Origin of the sequence: Pseudoalteromonas agarivorans (assembly GCF_024518735.1) — a bacterium.
Classification (GTDB): Bacteria; Pseudomonadota; Gammaproteobacteria; order Enterobacterales; family Alteromonadaceae; genus Pseudoalteromonas; species Pseudoalteromonas atlantica.
Window position 1 is genome coordinate 281479 of record NZ_JANIGJ010000002.1, and the last position, 23597, is coordinate 305075.

Here is a 23597-nt window from a genome sequence, read left to right on the forward strand (position 1 = left end):
TAAGGAAGCTTTATGGATAATTACGGCACTATTTTATTAGTTGAAGATGACACCTCTTTAGCCCAATGGGTTGCAGAGTACTTAACCGAGCAAGGCTATACCACCCATGTTTGCCACCGCGGCGATGAAGTAATAAGCCAGGTAAAAAACTTAAACCCTAACATAGTGCTACTCGACATTATGCTGCCAGGCCAAGACGGTATAAGTGTGTGCAGAGAGCTACGTAGCTTTTACACCGCGCCCATTATTATGCTGACCGCCCGCGATGATGAAATGGATGAAGTAATTGGTTTAGAAGTAGGTGCGAGTGATTACATCATGAAGCCAGTGCGCCCTCGCGCATTACTGGCCCGTATAAAAGCAGCACTGCGCCTTACCAGCGAACCGACTAAAGTAACCACTAACGAGAGTGTGATTACTGTAGGCGCACTCAGTATTGATACTCAATCACGCAGTGTAACGCTTAATAATCAAGATATGGCTATTTCTAGTGCTGAGTACCTCCTACTGCACTATTTAGCCAGTAATGCAGGCCAAGTAGTCTCGCGTGATGCTGTGTTTAAAGCAACCAAAGGCCGTGAATACGATGGGCTTGATAGAAGTGTTGATGTACTAATATCTGCGCTGCGCAAAAAGTTTCATGATGACCCGCAAAACCCAGAAAAAATTAAAACAATTTGGGGGCGTGGTTATTTACTTGTTGCCACTGCGTGGGAATAGTAACCGTGGTGGTTTAAATGAAAAAATTTTACATTTCACTACTCGGTAGTGCGCTGCTTTCTATTGTTGTATTGGGCTGGCTAATCGATGCATTTAGCCAACAAACTCAAACACCGCATGATGAATTTAGCCTACAAAGCCAAATGATCAACGGCTTTAGTAAACATTTGAGTAGTGTAGCGACCTCAGAGCGCGCAGCTTATGTAAAGCAATTGGCAAACGACTTTAATGTAAAGCTTGATTACAAAAACAATGAATCCCTTGCCCTGCCGCCGTCTTTAATACTACAAATGCATACCCAAAGCGGCCTTATTTTAGAAGACCAGCAAGGTTTTTATATGCTCTACAGTAGCGAAGTATTGTCGCCTTATCATCTTTCCATGCGCCTAGATAAAGGCTTTGAAACAGATCAGCGCAACGATATTATTTTAACTTTGTTGTTTTATGCTGGGCTCTGCATTTTTATGGGCTTTATTATTGCCCCACTTGCTAAACGCTTAACAGTATTAAACGATGCAGCTAAAAAATTTGCCGCAGGGGATGTACAAGCCAGAATAAAAGTCTCTCACTTTACCTACATAAGAGATGTTGAGCTTACATTTAACCGCATGGCTAGCCAAATAGAAAAGCTCGTGGCGGAAAACAAATTAATGGCATCGAGCTTATCGCACGATATTAGAACCCCTATCGCATGTTTACGCTTTGGCTTAGATGCTGCGCTCGACAGCGCAGATATGCCTAAAGTTAAACAATACCTTGTGCGTATGGAAAACGATCTCGATCATATGGAATCGATGCTTAAAAGCTATTTAGCCTTTGCAACCCTTGAGCAAAATGCCAACCAGCTCACCTACTCGCAAACTAATTTATCGCACTATCTTGAAGATTTACTTACTCAGCTTTCGCCTAAAATTGAAACCAGCCAACTTAAAATACAACTAAACAGTAGTGACGATATGGTTTTTGCTGACTTACATTGGCTTGCTCGGGCTATTAGTAATTTAATTGGCAATGCCTGCGACTTTGCAAAAGACACTATTTATGTCAGTGCAAAGCGCGATGAGCATTATTTATATATTACAGTTGAAGATGATGGCCCAGGCATCGCACCAGAGAACTTTAATAACGTTTTTAGCCCGTTTTTTAGAGAAGAAAGCCACCGTAACCGTGCTGATAAAAGCTATGGCTTAGGCTTAGCCATTGTTGCAAAAGTGGCAGATTGGCATCACGGCAGTGTAAGCGTTAGTAAAAGTACGCGGCTTCAAGGGGCGTGTTTTACCCTTAAAATTGGCCAGCATCACGATTCGTAAAATATTATTTACACAACTGTAATTAGGGCCTGTTGGCCTTTTAGGGTTATAATTTGTTCCATCTAGGGGCTGTTTAATCGCGGCGCGAGGTTTGTAACCTAGTGGGCTACGTAAAAACCGAGTAACAAAGAGTAAATAGCCCCTAGGCAGAACCCTTAGGGCAGCGCCTGTTTGGCATTTATACGTCGTTATCGCCTATTTATGGGGAACAACCACACTACATAGGCTCTGCCTTGCCTAAACACCAAACAGACTGCTGCAAATTTAACCTCGAAAGGTAAACAGGCCCTAAAATTTATTACACAAAATCAACTCCTTATTCTAAACCTGTTGATAACATTAATTAAATGCATCGCGTGATAGACACACCAGACGATAATTATTGTCACAATTGAGCAAATAAGTACTTTTTATTTATTTGCAATTCCAGTAGATTGTCAGCGCCGTCAAAAAATAGAGAAGTACAACAATATGAGCGCAGTTAGAGGTGAGTTTAGCTCTCGCTTTGGATTTATAATGGCCGCCGCAGGCTCTGCAGTAGGTTTAGGTAATATTTGGGGTTTCCCTACCCAAACAGCAAGTAATGGTGGTGCCGCTTTTTTAGTCGCTTATTTGGTACTCGCGTTCTTTTTAGCATACCCCGCACTTATGGCTGAGCTTATAATTGGCCGCCACGGACAAGCTAATGCGGTGTCTTCTTTAACAAAAATAACATCACACGCGTGGCAAAAGCGCTTTGCTTTTATCGTTGGTTTTGGCGGGATTTTATGTGCGGGCTTTATTTTAAGTTTTTATGCCATTGTGGCAGGCTGGATGCTCAGCGCAACAATTGAACCTATCACTACATTAGCTGGTGCAAACCAAGCTTCAACGTGGTTAAGTGAGCAGTCACTTTCACGAAACATCATTTTTACAGTGGTATTTATCATACTCACCGTGGCTATTATTAGTCGTGGCGTAGAAAACGGCATAGAAAAATGGTCTAAGCGTCTGATGCCTGCGCTTTTAGGTATTTTATTTGCCTTAATTGCCTACGTTATGACCCAAGAAGGTGCTATGCAAGGGCTTAAAGCCTATTTAGTGCCTGATTTTTCATCTATATTTGATGCAAATTTACTCGTAAGTGCACTCGGGCAAGCGTTTTTCTCTTTGTCATTAGGCACCAGCGTGATGATTATTTATGGCTCTTACATAAGTAAAAAAGAAAACCTAGTCACGCTAGGCGCATATGTAACCTTAATAGATGTGTTTATCGCGTTTGTAGCGGGCCTTTTAATTATACCAGCCATGTATGTCGCACAAGCTCAGGGCGTAGAAATTTTTTCATCTACAGGCAAACTTCTCTCTGAAGACACACTGGTGTTTCAAGTGCTACCAGCATTGTTTGATGGTATGGGCTCTGTGGGTTTATTTATAGGTTTTGCATTTTTTGCCTTAATGAGTATAGCCGCACTTACCTCCTCTATTTCAATGTTAGAGGCGCCGGTATCCTATACTGTGGAGCGCTTTGCAATGAGCCGCCTGCAGGCAACATGGCTAATTGGCGCGCTAATAAGCGCAGTGAGCATTACCATAGTATGTAACTTAGGAAGCTTATTTGGTTTAGTGATCACCCTAACAACTAAAGTTGCTCAGCCTTTGCTTGGCTTAATGTGTTGTATTTTTGTTGGCTGGATTTGGTACCGTGGCTCACTACTAAAAGCAATACAGCAAGGTAACCCTGAGGTTCATAACACACTATTTTGGAAAGTATGGCCTGTATACACTAAGTTTGTGTGCCCTATAGCTATTGGTGCTGTGTTTTTACATTCGGTGTTAAGTTAAAACGTTATTTTTAACTAACCCGAGTTCAGATTAAGTTCTAAATTAAGTAAAGCCCACGCGTTAAGTGGGCTTTTTAATAGCTTAAATTTACTCGTAATAAATTAGCTTAGCGTATTTAACACCATATCTTGATGAGGGATGCCATCTTCTAGGTATTGCTCCCCTACTTCTGTAAAGCCCAAAGAGCGATAAAATGCTAATAAATAGGTTTGTGCGCCTATATAAATATGACGCTGTGGCCACTGCTTTTTACAACATGCTATGGCCGCATTTACAAGCTCAGTAGCCCGCCATTTACCTCGCTCACTTTTGCAAACCAGTACACGGCCTATTGCACTGTACTGCTCGTTTTTTTCATAGCAGCGGGCATAAGCTAATAAACTATTATCTGCAATTGCATATAAATGCTGAGTACTAGGGTTAATGTCTACTTCATCAAGCTCAGGGTAAGGACACGTTTGCTCTACTACAAATACATCAACACGGCCGCGCATTATCGTAAATAAAGTACGCGTATCAAGCGCATCAAAATGCGCACATTTAAACGACATATAAAATCCTAAAATAAAAAACCCAGCCTAAGCTGGGTTTAGTTAAATTACGCATCACTTAGGCAAACAAACGCTCTAATTGGTCGCACAACTGCGATAAATTCACATGGTCGTGCTCTATGGTTAAATCAACATAACCATCGCCTCTAAATGCTCTATCCAGCTCAATTAAAACATGCGTTTTGTGTGCTTCTGGTACAAACGATAATTCAATTTCTTGAATACCAAATAAGCTGCGGCTATTAGGCTTGTATTCTAACTCTTGATAACACCCCGATACCGACTGAAAAGTAGGCGCACGTAAATGGCCTTTTTCAACATCAGCTTTTAATAAACTAAACCCTAATTTATCCATTGCTTGCATACAGGTTTTAACAGCTTCGTTAGGGTAAATATGCAAGTGGTCTTTATCTGTTGGGTCTAGTGCTAAATCAATATCAAGGCCTGTTTCAATCCATACATGTGATTGGTTGTAGCCAGCATTAATTTCAGTAATTGGCGTTTCTGGATGAAGGCGCGCTTCAAATGGAATACTTTTAACTTCACCTGGCTCAATAGTGCCTATATCGGTTATACGCCACTGATCAATTACGTGATTAGTAAAGTACTCACCTTCTTCGCCATCAACTTTAACGCGAGTCATTAAAAACAAATCAAGGCCAGCAATTTCTTGAGCCACATCGCCTGCAGTTATAACGATATTAGCGTTAAAAAGCTGCCCTGGCTGAAGATGCTCAGTTTCTAAAATTGTATCTACTTTTGCAGCGCCAATACCTACCGACGCTAAAATCTTTTTAAACATATCTATCTCCTTAAGCTGAGCGGCTCAGTTTGTTGCTCAAGCTTAAACTCCTTCGTTAAAGCATCTTAACCATATTTAAAAGCCAATGTCAGTGAAAAAATGTTATTTACATGCTATTTACGATTAAATACGTGTTTAATGTGCATTTTTTATACGTGGCTGGGCAAGTAATTGATTAAACGCGCTCATTTTTAGGGCTATTTTTATTTTCAATGGTATAAAATTTTCGCTACACTGCAATCCCAAATGAAGTGATATTAAGAATTATGGAACTAATCTATTTTGCCGCCGCGTTTGTTTGTGGCTTTGGTGTTTATCAACTAAAACTTCCTCCCCTTATTGGCTTTTTACTTGCCGGTTTTGCATTAAATTTATCTGGCTATAAAAGCACCGAACTACTCGATACCATTGCGGCACTGGGTGTAACACTTCTTTTATTTAGTATTGGCTTAAAACTTAAAGTAAACAGCTTAATCAAGCCCCAAGTATGGGCACCCGCTACCCTACACATTATTTTTAGCAGTGCATTATTTAGTGGCTTTATGTTACTGCTAGGTATTTTTGCTGTGCCTATGTTTGTTGATTTAAGCTGGCAAAGTGCCTTATTAGTTGGGTTTGCGCTAAGCTTTTCAAGCACTGTATTTGCGGTAAAAGTACTTGAAGAGCGCGGTGAAATGGCAAGCCTACACGGAAAAATAGCCATTGGCATTTTAGTTATGCAGGATATTTTTGCGGTTATATTTTTAGCCATTAGCACTGGCAAAGTACCTAATATGTGGGCTCTTGCTTTAATTATTGCACTCCCTTTAGTGCGCCCACTTATGTATGCAGTGCTTAACCGCTCTAAACATGGTGAGCTATTGCCGTTATTTGGCTTTTTCTTTGCGTTGGTAGCCGGTTATAACGCATTTGATTTTGCAGGTTTAAAAGGCGATTTAGGCGCGCTCATTATGGGGATGATGTTTGCGCCACATAAAAAGGCGGGAGAGCTTTCAAAGTCGCTGCTTAATTTAAAAGATATTTTGCTGGTCGGTTTTTTCTTAAGCATTGGTTTAAACGCAGAGCTTACAGCTAATTCATTAATTGTAGCGTTAATCCTTATATTTGTGCTGCCAGTTAAAACCTTACTTTATTATGTGTTTACGAATACCTTTAAGCTCAGAGCGCGCACCTCGTTACTCACTGCATTTAGCCTTGCTAATTTTAGTGAGTTTGGCCTTATTGTGTGTGCTGTGGCAGCCTCTACAGGCATGATCACCTCAGAGTGGCTGGCGGTAATGGCTATTGCGGTGTCTATTACCTTTGTTATTGCATCGCCTCTTAATAAACGCTCAAACGAGTTATACGTAAAAATTGAGCGCTGGTTATTAAAATTCGAAAGCAAAACCCGCTTAGCTGAAGAGCTACCCGTTAATTTAAACGACACTAAAATCGTTATATTTGGAATGGGACGCATAGGTACAGGTGCCTACGAAACAATAAATGCGACTCACCCTAATGTAGTGGCGGGCATTGATATAAAACCAGAGGTGGTAGAAAAACATATTAAACGCAATAGAAAGGTACTCCTTGCCGATGCCACCGACCCTGACTTTTGGCAGCGCGTTAACCACTCCCATGTTGAAATGGTCATGTTAGCTATGCCAAAGCATATGCAAAATATTTTTGCACTAGAGCAATTACAAGCCTCAGGCTATAACGGCCAAGTAACAGCTATCGCCAATTACCCTGATCAACAAAAAGAGCTTGAACAGATGGGCGTAAACTCGACCTATAACTTTTATTTAGAAGCAGGAAGTGGTTTTGCCGAGCACGTAAAGCAAGAGCTATTTGAAAAATAGCACTTTTATACTAAACAATAAAAACAACCAAATGAAAACGCCTTATTTTTAATAAGGCTTTTTTATTAGTTTTAGTTTAAAAACTCATTTTATTTACATTCCTTTACATTACTTCTCTCTATCTGTAAAAAAAACAGATAAACTACCGGTGTTGTTTAAATAAACGCCTTCGCACCTATGTCGCATAATTAGACTCCAGCTAATTAATGCAGGGTAAGCATTTATTTATCAACACAAATTTATTCAATCAGAGGGCCTACTCCCTCGTTCAATAGGCTGTTTCTTGCCCGTCACAGCCTATTTTATTTCTGTTTACTTGCCCGCTTACCCAGCCACTATTTAATGCGTTTATTATTAATAAGCAGTAGTATTACTATTATACGTTTTATCAATTACTGACTTATTATGGATACAGCCGAACTCAAGCTCGCCATTAATACAATTATGCCCTTTGGAAAATACGCAGGCAGACCTCTGCTGCTTTTGCCAGAGCCCTACCTAGTGTGGTTTAAACAGCAAGGGTTTCCAGAAAGTAAACTCGGAGCGCAGCTTGCAATGATGTACGAGGTTAAATTAAATGGGCTTGAGCAAATGCTGATGCCCCTACTTAAAAAAAAATGAAAAATAATTGAGAACTTTTTCCACGTAGCCGGGTCTACTATTTTGCTACTTGTTGATTTTGGTTTTTAACCACAAAAAGCGCCTTAGGCGCTTTTTTTATGTCTGGCGTTTTTAGGTGAATTGCTTTTATACCAATCCGCATAATAAAGTGATCTATTTTGAGGATGGAAAACGTGTGGATAGCTAAGCAAAAAATTCGCTATTTAGTTGTTCTCGGCAATTACTCCTGCATTGCTCTACCTTCTGCATCCATGCAATCGTAAATGAGAATTTTTAACGTAGGTAGCGACACATTTGGCCCCACAAAATGATTAAGTATTATTGTGGATAGGTATTAGGTAAGGTAACTATAAACTTAGCGCCACCAAGCGATGAGTCAGTGATTGAATAGTGCCCTTTATGCCACGATACAATTTTTGCCACTATTGCTAAGCCTAAACCAAAGCCCCCTGTGCTTTTATCACGGCTTTTATCTAAACGAGTAAAAGGTTTAAATACGCTTTCTCTGTCGCTTTTTAAAATACCTTCTCCGTCATCTTCCACAATAAAGTAAATTGCATCACCCTGCGCTTTGAGTGTGACATCAACACGACTAACAGCGTACTTTAACGCATTGCCCACCAGGTTTTGCATTACACGCGCAATAAAGTGCGCATCACACTTGTACACTAGAGCCTGTGGTAACACCGCATTAAACTCTATGCCGCTTGCAAAATTTAGCTTATTAATGACCGATTGTGTTAAGGCAGCCAAGTCAACGTCGCTTCTAGCTAAGCTTGGTTGCTGCGAATCAAGCCGAGCATATTCAAGCATTTCACACACAAGCGCTTCAAGTTCGCTTATATCTGCCTGCATATTAGTTAGGTAATGCTGCCCTTTTTCCGATTGCAGTGTTTCTTCTAACATGGCTATACCAAATTTTAATCGTGCAAGGGGCGTTCTAAATTCATGAGATACAGAGGAGGTCAGTTCTTGTTGCGCACTAAGAAGATGCTCTATGCGCTGCTGCATTACTTTTAGAGTATCAGTAACGGGTAAAAAAAACGATTTAGAAGGACTGCTTAAGTTAAAGTCTTGCGAGCCATCTACCGCTTCGCACGCATGGCGTAACTTAGAAAAATCACGCCATAGTAAAAAGCTCCACAGCCCCACAGGTAACCCTACAATAGCCAGTAACATTAAATACGGGATAACAGAGCTTTCAGGTGCTTTTATAACGCCTACAGGACCAATTTGAAGTAGTTTGTTATCACCAAGCTCAACATACCACACTATGCGCTGCTTTTTATCATACAGATACAGGTAATGATTTTTATCTAATGAGGCTTGCTGCTTAAGGGGTAAAATAAGATCTTTGCGGGCAATAACTTGGCTTTCAAAGCTGTGTTTTAGCTTATCTAGACCATCATCGGTTTGCGATAATAACCAAAGTGCTTGGCCAAACTCATCATCTAACAGCACTTGCTGCTGCGTCTCTTCGTAAGGCCAAATTTGTTCTATAACACCACTAACAATAAATAAAGAAACAATGATATAAACATATAAACTTATAAATAGTTTGCCCATTATTCCTTATTTACCTTCATATATTATTTTTCCCAGGCGTCTGATACAAACAAGTAACCTTGCCCCCACACGGTTTTTATACGGTAAGGTTTATCGCTGTTATCACCTAGCTTTTTGCGAATTCGTGACACGCGTACATCAACGGTACGGTCAAGCCCGTCGTATTGACGACCAATCATATGTTGATGAACATGTTCACGGCTTAGTACTTCGCCTGCATTTGAGGCAAGTAGCCATAATAGCTCAAACTCATGGGATGTCAGTACTATTTCGTTTTCGTTTAATTTAACAATTCGGCTGGTTTTATCAATGACTAAATCACCAAACTGAATCTCTTCTGCGGCCTTAACCACGGGTTGCCCGCGACGCAGTAATGCATTTACACGCGCCAGTAAAACACGCGGTTCTGCAGGTTTTACCACATAGTCATCTGCGCCAAGCTCTAAGCCAATCACCTGATCAAAGTCTTCACCTTTTGCAGTAAGCATTAAAATTGGCAACGAAAACTTATCACGTACTTGTCGACATACGCTAAAGCCATCTTTACCTGGCAACATAATATCTAAAATCATTAAATCAGCAGCGTTATTCTCAAGATAACTAAATACTTCATCACCACGGCTTAATACGTCTACTTCTAAGCCATTATGTTCAAGATAATCTTTTGTTAGTTGTTGTAAACCTAGGTCATCTTCAACAAGTAAAATTTTTGGCATGAGTTGCTCCTAAATTAAAAATAGCTCCATGGAGAGCGAAGCCTGCGCCTACTTTTTTTAGCATCAGCACTTTGCACTTCAACGTGTGTTTTAGCAATTAACACACCGGTATGAGGATTGATTAAGGAGTATATGGTCTCTACCTGAACACGCGCTTTATACTCAAACTCACCAACAGCCTGCTGTTGCCAGCATTTAATCAGTTTGTTTTGTTGGTACAGGCATGCATCGCTTGACGATGGTTGCTGCCAATTAAACTTTAAATCGAGATCGCAAAACGCTTGCTGCTCAGACACAACACACACTTTGGGAGAGACCTTTAAAGACGCATTTTGCGCTACAACGGGAGGGCTAAACAGAAAAACTGTAAGCACAATCAACATTAAATACTTCATATTAAAAAGTATGATCGAATCCTATAAAAGCAGTCATTGAATAGTTACGTTCAAAAAGCGGACTGCCATCCATAGCTGAATAGTCGTAATATGCTACATGAAAACGAAGACTGTTAGCCTCACTCAATGGCCAACTGGCGTCGATTTTAGCATAAGGTTGCCAGCTACTACCAACGTCAATTTTACCTAATGAGGTTTCGTGTGCTTTTAAACCATAATAGTAGCTGTTTAATTCAGCTGATTTATAGTTAACCCCAAGCGTTGGTTTTAACTTTAAACGCCCTACTTCACTGTGGTACTGCCATTGTATAGCGCCTCGAGTACCGTTATAAACATTACTTATATCGTGTAATAACTGTATCGATAGCACATGGTTTTGCTGCACATAATGATAGCTTCCCCCAGCATCTAGGGCTAAATGGCGATTATCAATATTATCGATATTTATTTTTTTAGGCTGGGGATTATTTTGCGCTAATGCAGAAGCACCTGTGGTTGCTGGTAAAACAAAGAGGTTATTAGGGTGCCAATCAATAAAAAAGCGTGACTCTGCGTTCAGTTCTGAAACGATATTAAAATGATGCTTTTGATTTTCTTTAAGTGTGAAGCCAAGGCGACCATTATCGAAAAACCAACGCTCACCATAAAAAGCAATTCGCGGGATCACAGGGAGTGGGACGTTTTTTCCGCCATGCAGAGGGTTGGTAATAACACCCGCGCCGACACTTAGATTTACATGCCACTTCTTAACAGTAATATGTTGCTGCGCATACTCTTGTTCGTTATAGGCCTGCGAAGCTGTGCTAGGCACGCAAACAAGACACACCACAAAGCAAAAAATGTAAATAAAAGTATTGAGCCGCATTAACCTAATCTAAATGAGTAAAATAAGTAAGTCACCCATACTAGCAAGGTAAGCACAAATGTGCGCCACCTGGTTACAATCATTCACAATTTTTATACATGCATATCACATTTAAATATCAGGGGCTATTTCAATACGGTTGCGACCATGTGTTTTAGCTATATATAAAGCACGGTCGGCGCGCTCAATAAGTACCGAACCTTTCGTGAATGGACGTAAAATAGCGAGCCCAAAACTTGCAGAAATTGCACGTTTAGAATTTACATCGTCTTTTTTACGGATAGTTAATGAAGCAATATCTAAACGAATTTTATCAGCGAACACCATAATCTCGTTGATGCTGTCAAAATACCCGGTAATACAAAACTCCTCACCACCATAGCGGTAAACATTCAGGCTATCGGAAATATTTTGCGAAACTTTTTTGGCTACTAATTTAAGTACTTCATCGCCTTTTTGATGACCAAAATCGTCGTTAAAACGTTTAAAGTGATCAATATCAAACATGATTAGTACCGCCAATACGCTCTCGTCAGCTTGCTCTGAATAGGTTTGACAAAACTGCTGAATATCATCATCAAACTTTCTTCTATTAAAAAAGCCTGTCAGGGGGTCTGTATCAGCTGCTTCTTGAGAAAGGTTAAGTGCTTCTTTTAAATCTTTAATTTCGTTATAGGCTACCGCAAGCTTAGTTTGAAATTCTCGCGCATAGTCTTGCATAGCCACCGACTCGTCGGTTAAGCGTTCAACACAACCGAGTATTTCGTTAAACGAATTTACATTAGCTAAACTTGCTAACTCATTTTGAGAATCTACCAACGACGTGGTAAAGCTTTTAGAGTGATCGAGGGTAACGCTTATATCATGCTGTACTTGCTCCATAGTGCCATGGAAGCGATCTGCCATTTCTTGAAAAAACACTAAGTCATCTTCGCTTAAATGCTTATCAAAAATTTCTTTTGCTTTATTTTGAGTACATGTTTGTTGCTCAGCAATGACGTGATCAAGCTCAGCATTTAATGCTGGCTTACTGCCTTGCACATAGCAATACCAAATAGCGTAATTGATAGGCGTTACCGGCATTCGGTATTTTACCATCAGAGGAATTGCTTTTTTTAAACATTGAGCAGAATGAGCGAGCGATACAGCATGATCCATAATTATTATAAACTCTCGTGCGTCATTATTTTTTATTATTAAGCTTTCATGTTAAGTAATAGTAAACTCATACGCAACTGTTAATCATACTATTTACTGAATTATATTAATCGTTAAAAGCTTAAATAACATTTGCGCCTAAAGTTTGTGCAATATTCCATAATGCACTGATTGCAGGGTCGTTAAGCTCTTTTTTTAGCACCGCCAAACCAATATCGAACCCTTCTGGCTGGTAATTTTCACTGGGCAGTACGTGTACCTTGTCTTGTAGCGGACTATTATCTAGCACTATTTTGGGAACCATGGCGACACCTAATCCTAGGCTCACCATAGACACCATAGCTTCGTGCCCTGCTACTTGTGCATAAATTTTTCCATGCACATTATTTTTCCGCCACCACTGCTCTAACCGCTGCCTAGAAAAACCTTGCTCAGGTACAATAAACTCCAGTTCTGACCAATCAATATGTGGGGCGTTTTTCGCTATTTTTTCGCTGATCGGGCATTGAATTTTAGGGCCAATAAGAACCAGTGGTGAGTAGCCTATATTAACAAAAGCAATTTGGGCAGGCAGTTTACTTGGCCGTGCAGCAATAGCCATTGATTCATGGGCATCCAGTACTCGGTTTATTGCCAACGCCGGATCGCCGGTATTTAGCGTTATTTCTATATGCTGATGCTGCGCGCGGAGTTGTTCTAATATTTGATGCAAAAAACTATACGAGGCGGTGACTGAGCAATAAATACTCACATTACCGTAAATATGCTGGGTTGGGTCTTTCACATTCGCTTTAAAGCGCTGCCAATTAGCCAGTGTAGAGGTGGCGTAATCAATAAACGACTCCCCTTCTTTAGTTAATTTTACACTTCGGTTATCACGTATAAATAAAGCAACGCCGACCTCATCTTCAAGCTGCTTAATATTGCGACTCAATGTAGGTGCACTTATATGGCACAGCTCGCTCGCACGGGCAAAATGGAGCGTTTTAGCTAACGCTAAAAAGTAATTTAAATGCTTATGATCCATTACATGCCTCTACGTTTCATTTTTTGAAATACTTTAGTGCAAATATATCATTTTACGCAAGCAAAGTTTTTTTTTATGGTGTGTTTAAGCAAAGCAAATACGCTTTGCATCTAACAAACACGAATTATAGGACACTAACATGGCGAATTATTTTAATACCTTACCTTTACGCGAGCAGTTAGCTCAATTAGCGCAATGTGAATTTATGGACCCAAGTGAATTTACCGATGGTGTTGATGCACTTAAAGGTAAAAAGCTGGTTATTGTTGGCTGTGGCGCACAAGGTCTTAACCAAGGTTTAAACTTACGTGACTCAGGCCTAGATGTATCGTACACGTTACGTCAATCAGCAATTGATGAGCGTCGTCAGTCATACCTAAATGCATCTGAAAACGGTTTTACTGTAGGCACGTACGAAGAGCTAATTCCGACCGCTGACGTAGTATTAAACCTAACACCTGATAAGCAACATACGGCCGTTGTAACTGCCATTATGCCTTTAATGAAACAAGGCTCTACACTTGCTTACTCGCACGGTTTTAATATTGTTGAAGAAGGCATGCAAATTCGTGAAGACATTACGGTAATCATGGTTGCTCCTAAGTGTCCTGGTTCTGAAGTTCGCGAAGAATACAAACGCGGCTTTGGTGTACCTACTCTTATTGCTGTTCACCCAGAAAACGACCCACAAGGTCACGGCTTAGCACAAGCTAAAGCCTACGCTGCGGGTACCGGTGGTCATCGTGCCGGTGTACTTAAGTCATCGTTTATCGCTGAAGTTAAATCAGACTTAATGGGCGAGCAAACAATTCTTTGTGGCATGTTACAAACCGGTTCAATTTTATGTTTTGATAAAATGATTGAAAAAGGCATTGATGCGGGTTACGCATCAAAACTAATTCAATACGGCTGGGAAGTAATTACCGAAGCCCTTAAGTACGGCGGCGTTACTAACATGCTTGACCGTTTATCAAACCCTGCAAAAGTAAAAGCGTTTGAACTAAGCGAAGAACTTAAAGTTATTATGCGCCCGCTTTATAACAAGCACCAAGATGACATTATCGACGGTACTTTCTCACGCGTAATGATGGAAGATTGGGCAAACGACGATGCAAACTTACTAAAATGGCGTGCAGAAACTGCCGAAACTAACTTTGAAAAAACCCCTGCTGGTGATGTAGAAATCTCTGAGCAAGAGTTTTTCGATAACGGTATTTTAATGGTTGCTATGGTTAAAGCGGGCGTTGAGCTTGCATTTGAAACCATGACTGCAGCAGGTATTATTGACGAGTCGGCTTATTATGAGTCTTTACACGAAACACCGTTAATTGCCAACACAATAGCACGTAAAAAGTTATTCGAAATGAACCGTACTATTTCTGATACTGCAGAATACGGCTGTTACTTATACAACCATGCGTGTTTACCATTATTGGCCGATTTTATGAAAAACATCGACACCGATGTTATTGGTAAAGGCTTAAATGAGCAAAGTAACCAAGTAGATAACCAAACATTGATTCAAATTAACACTGCACTACGTGAGCACCCTGTTGAAATTGTTGGCGCTAGACTACGCGGCTACATGTCAGCAATGAAGAAAATTGTATAACTAGTTTCGCTTGTTAGAAACCAAGCCCACATGCATACGCTGTGGGCTTTTTCGTGCTAGTAATAATAAAAAGCGAGTATACCCTTTTAGATATATTGCAATAATTAGCGCTTAATTAATAATGTGCTAACATGGCTATCTACCTAGTTGTAAAGTTAAATAATATGACGATAAAAAACCTAACTATCACTCAAAAAATCACCATTTTAGGCAGTACCATTGCAATCTGTGTCGCTGCATTAATTGGTTTAACGTCTTTATATAGCTCTGAAGATATTATAGAACGACGTATGATTGAATCTGAGCTACCCAGCAAATTACACAGTATTAGTAATCAAATTGGTGGCGAAATAAACGAACTACTAGGTGCTGCACAGCAACTATCATCAAATGAATTTATCTTAGAGTGGGCCCGCTCAAATAACCAAGACGACACTCTACTGCTCAAAGAATTAAACCGCGTAGCAAAGCAGTTTGATTTAGCAACGGCGTCGTGGGCTAACCGTGATACAGCACAATATTGGAACCAACACGGATTTTTACGCGTGCTTAAAAACGATGCGGCTGATGGGTGGTTTTTTGGCTTTACCAACTCAAATAACCCGTACTCAATCAGTATTTATCAAGAATCCCCGACTGATGTAAAAATGTTTGTAAATCATCAACAAACAAATGGGCTTGGATTAGCGGGGCTTGCAAAAAGCATTACCGACATGCAAAAGCTATTACAACAATTTAAAATTGAGCAAACAGGCTTTGTGTTTATTGCAGATAAAAGCGGCTTAATTCAGTTACATAAAGATGCAAATAAAGTGGCTAAAGTAAACATAGACACACTTTATGGCAGTAATGTTCATAGTACTTTGTATAACCCTTCTGGTTTTGCAATTACAGAATTATCACTTAATAACGAAGCCACATTTTTAGCAGCCATGCCAATAGCCAATACCGACTTATACGTATTAGCCCAAGTACCTAAAAGTGAGGTGTTTGCGACAGTAGGTACATTGGAGTGGCAAATATTTACCTTTACGCTAGTGATAGCCCTCGTTGCTAGCATGCTAAGTTACTTGTTAGCACGCTCTTTAGCGTCACCGCTTTCGGATATGGCCGAGCTGTTCTCACGTTTAGGATCAGGCGATGCTAATTTAGCGTACCGTTTGCCAGAGTCTAATCAGCCTGAACTAAACAATTTAAGCCATGGCTTTAACCAGTTTATTCATAAAATTGAAACTGCCATAAAGCAAGTCGCCAACGAAAGTACAGAAATACGCCAAAGTTCTAATCATGTATTTGAACAAGCAAAAAACAACTCGCAGTCTATTGATAATCAAAAAGAGCAAACCATTTCGGTAGCTGCAGCCATTAACGAAATGGGCGCAACTGTACAAGAAATAGCACAAAGTGCGGCTAATGCAGCCAAGTTAACGCAAAGCAGTCAAGAAAACACCAGCCAAAGCCATCAGCAAGTACTGCAAAGCCAAGCTACAATTTCAGCGCTTGCCACTGATATTGACGGCATTACCGAGCAAGTAACACTGCTTTCTAAAAAAACAATTGATATAGCGAGTATTGTTGACTCTATTCGCGGCATTTCAGAGCAAACTAATTTACTGGCCTTAAACGCAGCCATCGAATCGGCACGGGCTGGTGAGCATGGTAGAGGCTTTGCAGTGGTGGCCGATGAAGTACGCGCGCTTGCTAATCGTACCTCGCAATCAACCACCGAAATTCAGTCAATGATTGAAGAGCTAACCACTATTTCTGAAGATGTAGTAAACGATATTAGTCAATCTAAGCAAAAAGCCCAACAAAGCGTAGGCGCAATGCAAAGCTCTGTTGAATTACTTGATGCGATAAGCGAAACAGCAAATCAAATAAACGACATGGCTACCTTAATTGCCACCGCAACTGAGCAGCAAAGTAACGTGGTTGCTGATGTAGGACGTAATATTGAGCAAATAAGTGAAATTAGTGACCGTGCTATGAATGAGCAAATAAACACCGAGCAAGCAATTCGCGATTTAGCAAATAGCGCTCAAACCCTTGATGCACTCGTAGCCACCTTTGAAAAACACCACTAAACACCTTTTGTAACACTTTAATAAACCACCTACGCATATTGCATCTACACTTATAGATGTAATATGTTGGAGGTGGTTTATGAACATATCTTGTTTTAACGCATTATTACTAAGTAGTTGCTTATATTTAAGCGCATGTAACACCACGGTGCGTGAACCTCCACCGCTAGCCCTTGCAAACCATCCAACATTTAACCGTATTAACGTTGAAACCAAGCAAGAGATATTTAAGCTCGACAAAACAATCACTTCCCAACTTGATGCCCACTTAACCAGTAAGCGCAGCGCGCATTACTTAGCGAACAGTATTTTAAGTTTTTTATTAAAAAACGGCGATAACTCATTAACCTATCAAAGTGGTGCCACATTGAGTGCATCGCAAACCTACGCTAATTTAAATGCTAATTGCCTGTCGTTATCGATATTAGCATATAGCTTAGCCGATTATTTAGGTATAAAAGCGCGCTTTCAAAAGGTCCATATTCCTGAATATTGGGCAATGAATAAAGGGGTTAATTTACTGACAGGGCATATTAATTTATCAATTGACAATGCGCTTATGCAAACAATACCAGCCACAATGGTTTATCAACGTGATAAACAGTTAACCATAGACTTCGACCCGAATATAAGAAAACAACGCTTTAAAACCAGCCCAATAAGCAAAGAGTTTGTTACGGCTATGTTTTATAACAATAAAGGCGCTCAAGCTTTAGTAAATAAAAATTATAATTTAGCTTATAGCTACTTTAGTGCCGCCGTTGAAGCCGCCCCATTATACAGTGGTGGCTGGGGGAATTTAGGCATTGTATTTAGGCAGCTTAATTATTTAAAAGAAGCTGAACAGGCATATAACTATGCATTATTGCTTGATAAAAATAACCATACTGCCATAGGTAATCTCGCTGTGCTGTACACCTTAAGTAACCGCGCTAAACAAGGTCAGCAAATGCTAAAACAGCTCAATAAAAAGCGCCAAGCTAACCCGTATTACCATATATCATTGGGTAATAGTGAACTGGTACTTAAAAATTACTCTCAAGCGATTAAGCATTTTAAAAGCGCTTATAAAATTGACGCTAAGTTACACGAAAGCCACTTTGGCCTTGCGCGAGCATATTATTTTATCGGCAATATAAAGCAGGCAACACATTATTTGCGTTTAGCAGGTATAAACGCCGAGTTTAACTATGACAAAGCCCGCTATCGTAATAAATTAAAAGCATTAAAAAATGCCACAGCTTCACTTAGTCATTAGCTGTTGTACGTAGTGCTCTTTTTGGGCCCTACTTAATTTTTTAATTTGCCACTCTAACTTGCTGGCTTCGCTTTTTGAGCCCACCTTTTGTTGATGAATTAAAACTAAAGGGCCTTTGCCTTTTAAGTTTTTTGCGCCTTTACCCGCTTGATGCGTGGCTAATCGCTTATCAACATTGGTTGTTATACCTGTATACCAGTGGCCTAGACGCGTTTGCACTATATACAAATACCACGTTGAGGGTACTTTGTGTGCTTTGCTTATATTTATACTTAAACTTTTTTGTGTGTTTGTGGTCAAAACTTTACCTTAACCCTCGTAACTAAAAACAATTTCTTAAAAGGGTTTTACCTTCAGTGACTAATCGGTATCATGCAGATTATAAAAAATAAGGATCACAACTAACAATGCAGTCGTTAAAAACTTTTTCTCTTTGGCTTATCGTTGCTCTCACATTCAGCTCTTTAGCAGGTTGTTCTAGCTGGGTATATAGAATCAATATCCCACAGGGTAACTTTTTAGAGCAATCAGATGTAGATAAGCTTCGTGTAAACATGACACGAGAGCAAGTTATTTATGTATTAGGTCGTCCAATAGCAGAAGATGCGTTTGATAATAGTACCTGGCGTTATGTGTACAGCTTTAACAAAGGCCGCGATAATGAGCAGCATAAAGAGTTGCTGGTTAAATTTGAAAATGATCAACTAGTTGCTGTTTCGGGTGATTATGATCAACCAGAAAACTTTGATACTCCGCTAGAGCAGTAAACGCTTTAGTTATTAAAAAAAGGTGAGCATGGCTCACCTTTTTTATTTACTACATTAATAACCTTTATAAAGGACGCCCACCGGTAACTTTATTTGCTCGACCTTCCTCTTTTGCTTTTTCAGCACGCTTTCTTCGAGCATCTTTAGGGTCTGCAATTAGTGGACGATAAATTTCTATTCTGTCGCCATCTTTTAATTCGTAATGCGCTTTTACTGTTCTATTCCATACACCTAAAGTAAGCGCAGTTGGGTCTATTTCAGGGCACTTTTCAATGATCCCCGATTGAATAACAGCTTGTTCGGCTGTGGTTCCTTGCGCTACTTCCACTGTTAATGTGGTTGCTTTAGTCGGTAATGCAAAAACTATCTCAACGCTAATCATTATCTTGCTCCGTATACATCTTTTGCACGTTGCGTGAATGCACTAACCATATTTTTAGCTACATCATTAAATATTTTACCAAACGCCAATTCTATAAGCTTGCTAGAGAATTCAAATTCAAGCTTAAGCTCAACTTTACAGGCTTTTTTATCTAACGCTTGAAAATGCCAACGCCCTTTAAGAGTTTTAAATGGGCCATCAACCAGCCTTAATTGCACGGTTTGCTCGTCAATAAAGGTGTTTTCAGTGGTAAACCACTTTTTTATACCCGCCTTGGATATTTCTAAACTCGCGGTCATGTTATTATTGTGCTGCGAAACGATTTTAGAGTCTGAGCAATTAGGTAAAAACTGCGGATAAGCTTCTACATCATTAACTAGGTCAAACATCTCTTTAGTGCTGTACATAACCAGCGCACTTTTTTCTATTTGTGGCATACTCACTCCCAACTGTGTGGGCGAATTTTAGCAAGCTTTGCGCGTTTCCCCAAATTTTCATGGTCTTAAGTTCACCAGATTATTTTAAAGGCACATATAAAAAATCGATGTAAAACATCTCTTAATACGTATATTATAGGGCACTATGGCTAAGAACAAATCATCAAAATCGAACAGTAATACCATCGCGCTTAACAAAAAAGCGCGTCATGAGTATTTTTTACACGACAAGTTTGAAGCAGGTGTTGAACTACAGGGCTGGGAAGTAAAAAGTATCCGAGCTGGTAAGGTAAACATCTCAGAAACTTATATTCATCTTAAAAATGGCGAAGCTTTTTTATTAGGCAGTCAAATTCAGCCTTTAAATAGCGCCTCGACTCATGTTATTTGCGATCCAATGCGATACCGTAAACTGTTATTAAGCCGTAAAGAGCTTGATAGATTAGTCGGTGCCACTGAACGAGATGGCTACTCACTTGTTGCCACCGCCATGTATTGGAAAAAATGTTGGGTGAAACTTGAATTTCACTTAGCAAAAGGTAAAAAAATGCATGACAAGCGTGAAGACGGCAAAAATAAAGATTGGTCGCGTGAGAAAGAACGCCTCATGAAACATAAAGTATAAACACAACGCCTAATTTATTTAGGCGTTTTTTTTAATTTCTCACCGGTTAAATTTAAAACAACCTGATCAAATTACCCTCAGCTTTATTTAATTCATCCCTGTGCATGATATAAATAAATTATTACACTTTATTTATTTTTTTAATTTCTTTAGATGCCTGCCCATTTTAGTGCGCAAATTTTATGGTACAAAGCGAGTAATTTAGCCTTGTCTATCCTTTTTCGTTGTTTCTATTATTGAATATTTTTCCCTCAACACTCTACAAAAACTCATACTAAAATCGCAAAGGGTGTAGATTGATAACACTTAAGTTACATGATATTAATGTCAGCGCTTGTTAAGCAACTAAATTTATAACATATCAACAAGGACTTAAGGATGAAGCAATCAATTGCATTTACACCTAGCATAATTGCAGGTGCTACAATCGCACTTTCAGCAGGATTTACAACAACAGCTTATGCTGCTGAAGAAGCAAAAAAAGTAGAACGCATTGAAGTAACAGGTTCGCGCATAAAACGCACCGATATCGAAGGGCCTTCGCCAGTACAATCAATTGGCAGAGCAGATATCGAAAACATGGGTTACGATAACCTTCAACAACTCCTCGAAAGAATGCCTGTGGCAGGCAGCGGTACTTTCTCAACACGCGGCAACAACCAAGATTCAACTGCAAATGGATCTGCCGCGGTCAGCCTACGTGGTTTAGGTGCTGATGCTACATTGGTACTAATCAACGGCCGCCGTGTGGCTATTAGTGCCTTTGCCGAAGGTATTACAAACTCATTTGTCGATATTAATAGTATTCCGGTATCGGCGATTGAGCGCATTGATATTTTAAAAGATGGCGCATCAGCAATTTATGGCTCTGATGCAGTAGCGGGCGTAGTCAACGTTATTTTGAAAAAAGACATAGATGGCGTTGAACTAAACTTAGGCTACGGTGGTACCGATGGCCCTAATTACGAAGAAACAACAGCAAGTTTAGTATGGGGTACAACTAGCGAAAAAAGCAGTGCCTCAATTATTATTGATTACTTTAAAAACACCTCGCTTTCGTCAGATGAAATGGGCAGCTTAGGCACCGCTAATCAATCGCCTTATGGCGGCGAAGACTTTCGCTCTTCTCGTGGCTTTCCAGGCTACTTTTATGTTGATGGTGTAAAAACAATTGACCCAGATTGCCCTGCAGAAAACGCCACATCAAGCGGCAGTTGTTTATTTGATTACGGCCCATTTGGCTACATCGCCCCTGAGTCTGAGCGCGTAGGTGCTATTTCTCAATTTGAATACAATTTTGATAATGGTATTACCGGCTTTTTAGAAATGGCAGTGCAGCATAATACCTCAGTTGCAGCCGGTGCCCCTACTCCACTTGATGAAGATGCAGGTTTAACAGTACCTGCTAGCCACCCTAACAACCCGTTTGGTGAAGATATTCAAATTGGCCGTTACCGTACGGTTGATGCAGGTGCTCGCCAATGGGATATTGAATCAGACACGCTTCGCTTTGTAGCTGGCCTAAGAGGCGAAATCAACGAATGGAGCTGGGAAGCTGCGGTTCAAAAAGGCCGTAGTAAATCACTTCAAACAGGCGATCGTTCGCAAGGTTGGGTTCGCACCGACTTTTTACAACAAGAAATTGATGCCGGTAACTACAACCCATTTGGTGGCACCTATAACAGCCCAGAAGTCATTGACAGAATTACCACAAGCTTAGTTCGCCGCGGTGAGTCTCATATGACCTCATTCGACGCTAACATCTCTGGTGAAGCATTTAGCTTTGGTGATGATGTGGTTATGATGGCCGCGGGTATTGAATACCGTGAAGAAGATGTAACCGATACACCGGATGACCAATTTCAGCGCGGTTTAATTTTTGGTACTGAGTCTGTGTCTGCTGCAGCAGAGCGCGACCAATACGCAGCCTATGTGGAATTTTCAATCCCACTTGCTGAAAACCTAGAGCTTCAACTCGCTGGACGTTACGATGATTACAGCGACTTTGGTAATACAACAAACCCTAAAGTCGCTTTACGTTGGGCACCTACCGACGAAATAACCATTCGTGGTTCGTGGGCACAAGGGTTTAGAGCGCCATCGCTTGCACAAGTAGGTTTAGGTCCATCACAAGAAAGTCAGTTTTTTGTAGATACTTATCGCTGTGAAGCAACTGGCCTTGATTGTGACGCGCTAGATTACAACATTGAATTTGCTGGTAACCCTGACTTAGAAGCAGAAGAGTCAGAATCATGGAACGTTGGCTTTATTTGGGCACCTTCTGCTGAATTTGGTTTAAGCGTAGATGTGTGGAGTATTACCCAAGATAATAAAATTGATGAACAAGAATTTGGCCCAATTTATAACTCTGAGTGTAATAACCAAGATAGCACGGTGTGTGTTCGCTTAGCACCTAGTGGTGGTAATAGCTTAGGCACCATTCAAAAAATATACAGCACCTTTGAAAACGTCTCTTCGCAAGAAGTGTCAGGTGTCGATTTATCAGCAAATTACAACCATTCGCTGGATGATTTAGGCTTACTTAAATTTAACTTAGAATGGGCGTACCAAAACAAGTTTGAAAAAGACGGCCGCGATTACACCGGTGAATACAATTACCCAGAGCACCGCTGGATTTTCTCTACTAACTGGGAAATTGGCCAATTTAATACCAACGTAAATATTAGCTACGTAGGCGAGTTTGAAGATACCCCAGATATAGACTTTGACGGTAATTTAGACTTTGATAGCAATACATCGCGTATGGTTGACTCGCAAGCATTGGTAGATTTACAAACATCTTACCGTGTAAGTGATGCAACTAAAGTGTCGCTTGGTGTAAATAACGTATTTGACGAAGAGCCACCATTTGCCATTGGTGATGGCGATGCCGACCTTTACGGTTATGCATCGGGTGTACACAACCCACGAGGTCGTTACTTCTACACTAAAGTAACCTTCTCGTTTTAATTTAATATAGCCCATTATTAAATGGGCTATGCTAAAAACAAAAAAACCGCCATTAGGCGGTTTTTT

General features: G+C 40.2%; 22 protein-coding genes. 11 read left to right on the forward strand and 11 right to left on the reverse strand.

Annotated features, from left to right (window positions below):
* Positions 1-12: 12 nt before the first annotated feature.
* The 3 genes from NQT65_RS05630 to NQT65_RS05640 all read left to right on the forward strand — a co-directional run bounded on the left by NQT65_RS05630 (position 13) and on the right by NQT65_RS05640 (position 3854).
* Positions 13-720 carry a response regulator gene (locus tag NQT65_RS05630; RefSeq protein WP_054982162.1) on the forward strand — a complete coding sequence of 236 codons (708 nt, stop codon included), beginning with the start codon at positions 13-15 and terminating at the stop codon, positions 718-720.
* Positions 721-737: 17 nt separating this feature from the next.
* Positions 738-2030, forward strand: coding sequence for a HAMP domain-containing sensor histidine kinase (locus NQT65_RS05635; RefSeq protein WP_126006334.1), 1293 nt, complete (start codon positions 738-740; stop codon positions 2028-2030).
* Positions 2031-2501: 471 nt separating this feature from the next.
* Positions 2502-3854 (forward strand): sodium-dependent transporter, encoded by a 1353-nt coding sequence (locus NQT65_RS05640; protein WP_138684508.1) that lies wholly within the window; start codon positions 2502-2504, stop codon positions 3852-3854.
* A 101-nt stretch (positions 3855-3955) separates the two neighbouring features.
* Here the strand turns inward: NQT65_RS05640 and NQT65_RS05645 are convergent, their stop codons facing one another.
* A complete protein-coding gene (locus NQT65_RS05645; protein ID WP_256850683.1) occupies positions 3956-4405 on the reverse strand; it encodes a GNAT family N-acetyltransferase in 450 nt (149 codons plus the stop codon).
* Between the two features lie 58 nt (positions 4406-4463).
* Positions 4464-5207 (reverse strand): sporulation protein, encoded by a 744-nt coding sequence (locus tag NQT65_RS05650; RefSeq protein ID WP_029773443.1) that lies wholly within the window; start codon positions 5205-5207, stop codon positions 4464-4466.
* Positions 5208-5473: 266 nt separating this feature from the next.
* Here NQT65_RS05650 and NQT65_RS05655 point away from each other — a divergent pair, with 266 nt between their 5' ends.
* Together NQT65_RS05655 and NQT65_RS05660 are read left to right on the forward strand one after the other, a co-directional pair.
* The gene (locus NQT65_RS05655; protein ID WP_054982159.1) at positions 5474-7048 is read left to right on the forward strand and encodes a cation:proton antiporter domain-containing protein; all 1575 of its coding nucleotides are present in this window, start codon (positions 5474-5476) and stop codon (positions 7046-7048) included.
* A 405-nt stretch (positions 7049-7453) separates the two neighbouring features.
* A complete protein-coding gene (locus NQT65_RS05660; protein WP_256850684.1) occupies positions 7454-7669 on the forward strand; it encodes a DUF3820 family protein in 216 nt (71 codons plus the stop codon).
* 318 nt (positions 7670-7987) lie between these two features.
* On the opposite strand, the gene NQT65_RS05665 is transcribed toward NQT65_RS05660, so the two are convergent.
* From NQT65_RS05665 to ilvY, 6 genes are all read right to left on the reverse strand, one after another.
* Positions 7988-9235: an ATP-binding protein gene (locus NQT65_RS05665; protein WP_126006328.1), complete on the reverse strand. Its 1248-nt coding sequence runs from the start codon at positions 9233-9235 to the stop codon at positions 7988-7990.
* Positions 9236-9258: 23 nt separating this feature from the next.
* On the reverse strand, positions 9259-9951 hold the full coding sequence (locus NQT65_RS05670) for a response regulator (protein ID WP_024031826.1): 693 nt from the start codon (positions 9949-9951) through the stop codon (positions 9259-9261).
* A gap of 14 nt (positions 9952-9965) precedes the next feature.
* Positions 9966-10346 (reverse strand): DUF3019 domain-containing protein, encoded by a 381-nt coding sequence (locus NQT65_RS05675; protein WP_171038551.1) that lies wholly within the window; start codon positions 10344-10346, stop codon positions 9966-9968.
* 1 nt (position 10347) lies between these two features.
* Entirely contained in the window at positions 10348-11157 is an 810-nt protein-coding gene (locus NQT65_RS05680; RefSeq protein WP_126006326.1) for a MipA/OmpV family protein, read from the reverse strand.
* 165 nt (positions 11158-11322) lie between these two features.
* Positions 11323-12369, reverse strand: a complete 1047-nt coding sequence (locus NQT65_RS05685) for a GGDEF domain-containing protein (RefSeq protein ID WP_004587362.1) — start codon at positions 12367-12369, stop codon at positions 11323-11325.
* Positions 12370-12490: 121 nt separating this feature from the next.
* The gene (gene ilvY, locus NQT65_RS05690; RefSeq protein ID WP_256850685.1) at positions 12491-13396 is read right to left on the reverse strand and encodes an HTH-type transcriptional activator IlvY; all 906 of its coding nucleotides are present in this window, start codon (positions 13394-13396) and stop codon (positions 12491-12493) included.
* Positions 13397-13535: 139 nt separating this feature from the next.
* Between ilvY and ilvC the strand changes: the two genes are divergently transcribed.
* From ilvC to NQT65_RS05705, 3 genes are all read left to right on the forward strand, one after another.
* Entirely contained in the window at positions 13536-15008 is a 1473-nt protein-coding gene (gene ilvC, locus NQT65_RS05695; protein WP_126006323.1) for a ketol-acid reductoisomerase, read from the forward strand.
* Positions 15009-15172: 164 nt separating this feature from the next.
* Positions 15173-17092, forward strand: coding sequence for a methyl-accepting chemotaxis protein (locus NQT65_RS05700; protein ID WP_256845581.1), 1920 nt, complete (start codon positions 15173-15175; stop codon positions 17090-17092).
* Positions 17093-17171: 79 nt separating this feature from the next.
* Positions 17172-18350 carry a tetratricopeptide repeat protein gene (locus NQT65_RS05705; RefSeq protein ID WP_256850686.1) on the forward strand — a complete coding sequence of 393 codons (1179 nt, stop codon included), beginning with the start codon at positions 17172-17174 and terminating at the stop codon, positions 18348-18350.
* Here the strand turns inward: NQT65_RS05705 and NQT65_RS05710 are convergent.
* Positions 18336-18650 (reverse strand): GIY-YIG nuclease family protein, encoded by a 315-nt coding sequence (locus tag NQT65_RS05710; protein ID WP_004587367.1) that lies wholly within the window; start codon positions 18648-18650, stop codon positions 18336-18338. The two genes, NQT65_RS05705 and NQT65_RS05710, sit on opposite strands and share 15 nt — an antisense overlap.
* A 107-nt stretch (positions 18651-18757) precedes the next feature.
* On the opposite strand from NQT65_RS05710, the gene NQT65_RS05715 reads away from it, so the two are divergent.
* Entirely contained in the window at positions 18758-19117 is a 360-nt protein-coding gene (locus tag NQT65_RS05715; RefSeq protein ID WP_004587368.1) for an outer membrane protein assembly factor BamE, read from the forward strand.
* A 64-nt stretch (positions 19118-19181) separates the two neighbouring features.
* Here the strand turns inward: NQT65_RS05715 and NQT65_RS05720 are convergent, their stop codons facing one another.
* A complete protein-coding gene (locus NQT65_RS05720; protein ID WP_029773434.1) occupies positions 19182-19499 on the reverse strand; it encodes an RnfH family protein in 318 nt (105 codons plus the stop codon).
* The gene (locus tag NQT65_RS05725) at positions 19499-19936 is read right to left on the reverse strand and encodes a type II toxin-antitoxin system RatA family toxin (RefSeq protein ID WP_055253005.1); all 438 of its coding nucleotides are present in this window, start codon (positions 19934-19936) and stop codon (positions 19499-19501) included. Before NQT65_RS05725 ends, NQT65_RS05720 begins: the two co-directional genes overlap by 1 nt.
* Before the next feature lie 145 nt (positions 19937-20081).
* Here NQT65_RS05725 and smpB point away from each other — a divergent pair, with 145 nt between their 5' ends.
* A complete protein-coding gene (gene smpB / locus NQT65_RS05730; RefSeq protein WP_004587371.1) occupies positions 20082-20561 on the forward strand; it encodes an SsrA-binding protein SmpB in 480 nt (159 codons plus the stop codon).
* 378 nt (positions 20562-20939) lie between these two features.
* Entirely contained in the window at positions 20940-23531 is a 2592-nt protein-coding gene (locus NQT65_RS05735; protein WP_024031815.1) for a TonB-dependent receptor, read from the forward strand.
* Positions 23532-23597 lie beyond the last annotated feature (66 nt).

Excerpts from the sequence above, each read along its gene's own strand:
- NQT65_RS05630 (WP_054982162.1), top strand. The coding sequence starts at position 13 with ATGGATAATTACGGCACTATTTTATTAGTTGAAGATGACACCTCTTTA.
- NQT65_RS05635 (WP_126006334.1), top strand. The coding sequence starts at position 738 with ATGAAAAAATTTTACATTTCACTACTCGGTAGTGCGCTGCTTTCTATT.
- NQT65_RS05640 (WP_138684508.1), top strand. The coding sequence starts at position 2,502 with ATGAGCGCAGTTAGAGGTGAGTTTAGCTCTCGCTTTGGATTTATAATG.
- NQT65_RS05645 (WP_256850683.1), bottom strand. The coding sequence starts at position 4,405 with ATGTCGTTTAAATGTGCGCATTTTGATGCGCTTGATACGCGTACTTTA.
- NQT65_RS05650 (WP_029773443.1), bottom strand. The coding sequence starts at position 5,207 with ATGTTTAAAAAGATTTTAGCGTCGGTAGGTATTGGCGCTGCAAAAGTA.
- NQT65_RS05655 (WP_054982159.1), top strand. The coding sequence starts at position 5,474 with ATGGAACTAATCTATTTTGCCGCCGCGTTTGTTTGTGGCTTTGGTGTT.
- NQT65_RS05660 (WP_256850684.1), top strand. The coding sequence starts at position 7,454 with ATGGATACAGCCGAACTCAAGCTCGCCATTAATACAATTATGCCCTTT.
- NQT65_RS05665 (WP_126006328.1), bottom strand. The coding sequence starts at position 9,235 with ATGGGCAAACTATTTATAAGTTTATATGTTTATATCATTGTTTCTTTA.
- NQT65_RS05670 (WP_024031826.1), bottom strand. The coding sequence starts at position 9,951 with ATGCCAAAAATTTTACTTGTTGAAGATGACCTAGGTTTACAACAACTA.
- NQT65_RS05675 (WP_171038551.1), bottom strand. The coding sequence starts at position 10,346 with ATGAAGTATTTAATGTTGATTGTGCTTACAGTTTTTCTGTTTAGCCCT.
- NQT65_RS05685 (WP_004587362.1), bottom strand. The coding sequence starts at position 12,369 with ATGGATCATGCTGTATCGCTCGCTCATTCTGCTCAATGTTTAAAAAAA.
- ilvY (WP_256850685.1), bottom strand. The coding sequence starts at position 13,396 with ATGGATCATAAGCATTTAAATTACTTTTTAGCGTTAGCTAAAACGCTC.
- ilvC (WP_126006323.1), top strand. The coding sequence starts at position 13,536 with ATGGCGAATTATTTTAATACCTTACCTTTACGCGAGCAGTTAGCTCAA.
- NQT65_RS05700 (WP_256845581.1), top strand. The coding sequence starts at position 15,173 with ATGACGATAAAAAACCTAACTATCACTCAAAAAATCACCATTTTAGGC.
- NQT65_RS05705 (WP_256850686.1), top strand. The coding sequence starts at position 17,172 with ATGAACATATCTTGTTTTAACGCATTATTACTAAGTAGTTGCTTATAT.
- NQT65_RS05715 (WP_004587368.1), top strand. The coding sequence starts at position 18,758 with ATGCAGTCGTTAAAAACTTTTTCTCTTTGGCTTATCGTTGCTCTCACA.
- NQT65_RS05720 (WP_029773434.1), bottom strand. The coding sequence starts at position 19,499 with ATGATTAGCGTTGAGATAGTTTTTGCATTACCGACTAAAGCAACCACA.
- NQT65_RS05725 (WP_055253005.1), bottom strand. The coding sequence starts at position 19,936 with ATGCCACAAATAGAAAAAAGTGCGCTGGTTATGTACAGCACTAAAGAG.
- smpB (WP_004587371.1), top strand. The coding sequence starts at position 20,082 with ATGGCTAAGAACAAATCATCAAAATCGAACAGTAATACCATCGCGCTT.
- NQT65_RS05735 (WP_024031815.1), top strand. The coding sequence starts at position 20,940 with ATGAAGCAATCAATTGCATTTACACCTAGCATAATTGCAGGTGCTACA.